Origin of the sequence: Sulfurovum sp. bin170 (genome assembly GCF_010892395.1) — a bacterium.
Taxonomy (GTDB): Bacteria; Campylobacterota; Campylobacteria; order Campylobacterales; family Sulfurovaceae; genus UBA1140.
This window is the reverse complement of record NZ_JAACKB010000257.1, coordinates 1-4489: the sequence shown is the minus strand read 5'-3', so window position 1 is coordinate 4489 and position 4489 is coordinate 1. Positions and strand designations below refer to the sequence as shown.

Here is a 4489-nt window from a genome sequence, read left to right as displayed (position 1 = left end):
TTTTTCTAATTTTATACTTTTAGAATTAAAATATTTTTTTATAGGTTCTTTTATTGGGGTACATTATAGTATTGGATATTAAGACTATTTCACTCAAAACAGGATTGAGTATTGAGGTAATAGAGAAGTTAAAAGGGTAATATTTTAGTTTCATCTGAAGAGAGTTCTATATTTTGGTCTAAGAGAAGCTTTTCATTCCATGAAATTATATACATGGACTTTATATAAATTGGTGGGCATAAATGCACCACCCTACGGCTACTTATACCTAAAAGTAATCCTACCCTTATCTAAACTATAAGGAGTAAGCTCCACCTTAACTTTATCTCCAGGTAAGATTTTGATATAGTGCATTCTCATCTTCCCCGCGATATGACACAATATAACATGTTTATTATCTAGTTCCACTCTAAATGTAGCGTTTGGCAACGCCTCTATTACTTTTCCGTCTATCTCAATTACATCAGTTTTTGCCACTGTTTATCTCCTTTGTTTCATAAATCACTAAAGCTTCACCTGTTAATTCAAGCTCCACTTATAATCACTGCTCTGTTATCTATTATTGCAACTGTATGTTCATAGTGTGAGGTTCTAAGACCATCTTCACTAACCACTGTCCATTTGTCATCCCATACTATGGGTTGACCACTCCTTTGGCAAACCATCGGTTCTATGCAGAATACCATACCATTTTTAATCTTGGGTCCCTGTTTTGGTTTTCCCTCTAAATAGTTTGGAATACTTGGTTCATCGTGTGGTTTTTTCCCAATACCATGACCACAAAAGTCTCGAAGGGGGATATATCCTCTATCTATTATAAAATTCTCCAAAAGGGCTGATAGCTCTTTGAATCTCATTCCTACTCGGATGTTCTCTATAGCATAATAGAGTGCATCTTTGGAACAAGCGATAAGCTCTTCGTCTTTTTTGGAGATTTTTCCTATAGGTATGGTGATCGCCGCGTCACCGAAGTAACCATCTATCTTTGTGCCTAAATCCAATCCAAGTATATCACCCTCTTTGATTTTTGCATCAGTTGGTACACCATGTATGCAGACCTCATTTAGAGAGGTGCAGACAGCAGCAGGAAATCCATAGAGACCTTTGAAAGAGGGAATTGCCCCCTGTTCACGAATGAACGCTTCACCCATCGCATCAATCTCTTTTAGGGTCATCCCAACAGTGATATTTTCTTGGAGATATTTTAGTGTTTTCCCAACGATTGACCCAGCTAATCTTAGCTTGGTCAACTCTTTGGGCTTACGAAGTGCAATAGCCATTAAAGACCTACTGCACCTAGTGTTTCATATTTGTTCATGTAGATTTGAGCCTCTATTTTTCTCATTGTATCAAGTGCAACTTGAACAACAATAAGTACTGCAACTCCCCCGAAGAAGAATGATGCACCCATGGCACTAATCATCATAAACGGAACAGTTGAGATGGCTGCAAGATAGAAAGCACCTGAACCTGTCAAGTTACTTGCCACTTCATTGATGAACTCTTTGGTATGATTACCAGGTCGCACACCAGGGATGAAGCCACCTTGTCTCTTTAGATTGTCTGCTATATCTTTGGCATTAAATACGATTGAAGCGTAGAAGAATGCAAAGAATACAACCAAAATAAATGTCACAAGGTTAAATACAACACCACCAGGGGTTAGAGCATCTGCAAAACCTAGAGCAATCTCGTTTGTACTACTCTGTAACATTGTAAGAGGAAACATTAGTACAGCTGAAGCAAAAATTGGAGGGATAACACCTGCAAGGTTCACTTTGATTGGAATATAGTTCATCACTCTTTTGTCTTGGTTCTGCATAATAGTTTTTCTGGAATATGAGATAGGTATCCTTCTCTCTCCAAGTTCAACATAGATAATTATAAAGATTGTAATCAAAATAATTGCTAACATAACAAGAACAGCAAAGAAAGGAAGTTCCCCTGTATTTATACCCTCTACTGTGTTTGAAATCGCAGAAGGGATACCTGAGACGATACCAGCAAAGATAATAAGTGAGATACCATTACCAATTCCACTCTGTGTAATTCTCTCACCAATCCACATCAATAACATCGTTCCAGTCACCATAGATACAGTTGTAATAAGTGTAAACATCATAGGGTCAATCATAACAGCACTCTCTCCATTTGGTCCTGTCATACCTTGAAGTCCCATAGAGACACCCATAGCTTGGACAATTGTAATGAATATCGTAGCATATCGAATGATTTGCATATATTTTTGCATACCATCTCGCTCTTTTTTCATCTGACCGATAGTAGGAAAAGTAGCTGCTAGAAGTTCCATGACGATGGAGGCGGTAATATATGGCATAATACCAAGGGAGATTATAGAGAGTCGCTCGATTGCGTTTCCAGAGAACATGTTTGCCATTCCGAGCATTCCAGCCCCTCCGTTATCGCTAAAAAAGGAAGCGATAACGGCGGTGTCAACACCAGGAACAGGCACATATGCTAAAACTCTATAAGCAAATAGAAATCCAAAAGTAATCAGTATCTTTTGAGTTAAAGCACTGCTCATGGTTATTTACCACTAGTTGTAACGGCTTCATCTTTGATTTTAGATACCAAATCCTTAGCACCTGCACCAATAAGTTTTACTTTTGTTACAGATTTTTGAAGTCTATATACAGATTTGATAGACTCTATTGTAATCTCATCAAGCTCTGCAACAGCTTTGTTTTTCCCCACATTAATTGCATGTGGTTTGATTACTCTTGAAGAGAAACCAATCTTTGGCAATCTTCTATATAGTGGCATTTGACCACCTTCAAAACCTCTTTTTGCAGAGTAACCAGTTCTTGACTTTTGACCTTTGTTACCTCGTCCTGCTGTCTTACCAGTTCCAGAACCTTGACCTCGACCAACTCTTTTTCTATTTCGAGTTGAACCAGGGGCAGGTTGTAAATTATGTAAACCCATATCTACTCCCTTATGCTTTAATTCTTGAAAGAGCTTTTATTGTTGCTCTTACAAGGTTGTTTGGATTATTTGAACCCAATGATTTAGCAATAACATCTTGAATACCTGCAAGTTCAAGTACTGGTCTCATCGCACCACCTGCAATAGTACCTGTACCTTCAGATGCTGGTCTTAGGATAATTCTACTAGCACCAGTTTTTTGCTCAATATCATGAGCAATAGTTGTACCCTTGACATTAATTTTTACAAGACTTTTAAAGGCATCATCTACAGCTTTTTTAATCGCATCAGGAACCTCTTTTGCTTTTCCTGTACCATAACCAATTGTACCATTTTTGTCACCAATCACTACAAGAGCAGTAAATCTAAATCTTCTACCACCCTTAACAACTTTAGTAACTCTTCCGATGTTTACAATTTTCTCTTCAAATTTCTCTCTGTCTATATTTTCAGTTAACATCAACGCTCCTTAAAACTTGATTCCAGCATCTCTAAGAGCATCTGCAAATGAAGCAACAACACCGTGATAGAGATAACCGTTTCTATCGAAAACAATCGTTTCAATATTTTTAGCTTTAAGAGCATCTGCCATAGAAGCACCTACTTTTGTAGCATCCTCTCTGGTCGCTTTTAGACCCATTTTTTTACCATTAACGGAAGCTAGTGTTACACCAGCTATATCATCAATCGCTTGAGCATAAACATGCTTGTTTGATTTGAAGATAGAGACTCTTGGAAGAGTCTCAACACCTGAAATCTTACCTCTTACTCTGGCTTTTCGTTGAGCTCGGAGCTTATTTTTTCTTCTTTGAATACTTTTTAACATCTTTTGCTCCTATTAACTTGCTGATTTTCCAGCTTTTCTGATAATAACTTCATCAGTATACTTAACACCTTTACCCTTGTAAGGCTCTGGTGGTCTAAAGCTTCTAATCTCCGCAGCTGCTTGTCCCACAGCTTGTTTATCAGAACCTGCAATGTGAATCAAGTTCTTCTCAACCTTGATATCAAGTCCATCTGGAATAGTATACTCAACTGGGTGAGAGAAACCAAGCTGAAGGTTAAGCATTTTGCCTTGAATAGCAGCTCTGTAACCAACACCGTTAATCTCTAGGCTCTTTTTGAAACCTTTGTCCAGTCCCTCAATAATATTTGCAAACAACGCTCTGTAAGTTCCCCAGAAAGCTGCACTCTCTTTAGACTCACCAACTCGTCCAAATGTTACCTCAGCACCATCAATACTCATCTCAACTCTACCATGAGTCTCTAATCTCTTCTCATCGTTACCTTTTTTGGCAACAATCACTGTACCATCAAGTGATACATCAATACCGTTAGCAACGGTTACAGGTTTTTTTCCTACTCTTGACATATCTACTCCTTACCAAATACTACAAAGTACTTCGCCACCAACTTTAAGTTTGAATGCTTCATCATTTGCAATCACACCTCTGTTGGTAGATACTACTAGTGTTCCGTAACCATTTTTGAAAAATCTAACCTCATCAGCACTCTGGTAAACTCGTCTACCAGGCTTAGAGAT

At 38.1% G+C, this 4489-nt stretch carries 8 protein-coding genes; all 8 read right to left on the bottom strand.

Annotated features, from left to right (window positions below; genetic code table 11):
* Nucleotides 1-258: 258 nt before the first annotated feature.
* Nucleotides 259-477, bottom strand: a complete 219-nt coding sequence (gene infA / locus GSY74_RS06090; RefSeq protein WP_164664211.1) for a translation initiation factor IF-1 — start codon at nucleotides 475-477, stop codon at nucleotides 259-261.
* Nucleotides 478-524: 47 nt separating this feature from the next.
* Nucleotides 525-1280, bottom strand: coding sequence for a type I methionyl aminopeptidase (map, locus tag GSY74_RS06085; protein WP_164664210.1), 756 nt, complete (start codon nucleotides 1278-1280; stop codon nucleotides 525-527).
* Nucleotides 1280-2545: a preprotein translocase subunit SecY gene (gene secY / locus GSY74_RS06080; RefSeq protein ID WP_164664209.1), complete on the bottom strand. Its 1266-nt coding sequence runs from the start codon at nucleotides 2543-2545 to the stop codon at nucleotides 1280-1282. The genes map and secY overlap by 1 nt, the downstream gene beginning before the upstream one ends.
* 2 nt (nucleotides 2546-2547) lie before the next feature.
* Nucleotides 2548-2946 carry a 50S ribosomal protein L15 gene (gene rplO / locus GSY74_RS06075; RefSeq protein WP_164664208.1) on the bottom strand — a complete coding sequence of 133 codons (399 nt, stop codon included), beginning with the start codon at nucleotides 2944-2946 and terminating at the stop codon, nucleotides 2548-2550.
* A gap of 10 nt (nucleotides 2947-2956) precedes the next feature.
* Complete coding sequence (gene rpsE / locus GSY74_RS06070) at nucleotides 2957-3406, bottom strand: 30S ribosomal protein S5 (protein ID WP_164664207.1); 450 nt, start codon at nucleotides 3404-3406, stop codon at nucleotides 2957-2959.
* Between the two features lie 9 nt (nucleotides 3407-3415).
* Entirely contained in the window at nucleotides 3416-3772 is a 357-nt protein-coding gene (gene rplR, locus GSY74_RS06065; RefSeq protein ID WP_164664206.1) for a 50S ribosomal protein L18, read from the bottom strand.
* Nucleotides 3773-3784: 12 nt separating this feature from the next.
* Complete coding sequence (rplF, locus tag GSY74_RS06060; protein ID WP_164664205.1) at nucleotides 3785-4318, bottom strand: 50S ribosomal protein L6; 534 nt, start codon at nucleotides 4316-4318, stop codon at nucleotides 3785-3787.
* Nucleotides 4319-4327: 9 nt separating this feature from the next.
* Nucleotides 4328-4489 (bottom strand): 30S ribosomal protein S8 (gene rpsH / locus GSY74_RS06055; RefSeq protein WP_164664204.1); only part of this gene is annotated, 162 nt, incomplete at its 5' end.

Coding starts and splice junctions, on each gene's coding strand:
- rplO (WP_164664208.1), bottom strand. CDS start 2,946: ATGGGTTTACATAATTTACAACCTGCCCCTGGTTCAACTCGAAATAGA.
- rplR (WP_164664206.1), bottom strand. CDS start 3,772: ATGTTAAAAAGTATTCAAAGAAGAAAAAATAAGCTCCGAGCTCAACGA.
- secY (WP_164664209.1), bottom strand. CDS start 2,545: ATGAGCAGTGCTTTAACTCAAAAGATACTGATTACTTTTGGATTTCTA.
- map (WP_164664210.1), bottom strand. CDS start 1,280: ATGGCTATTGCACTTCGTAAGCCCAAAGAGTTGACCAAGCTAAGATTA.
- rpsE (WP_164664207.1), bottom strand. CDS start 3,406: ATGTTAACTGAAAATATAGACAGAGAGAAATTTGAAGAGAAAATTGTA.
- rplF (WP_164664205.1), bottom strand. CDS start 4,318: ATGTCAAGAGTAGGAAAAAAACCTGTAACCGTTGCTAACGGTATTGAT.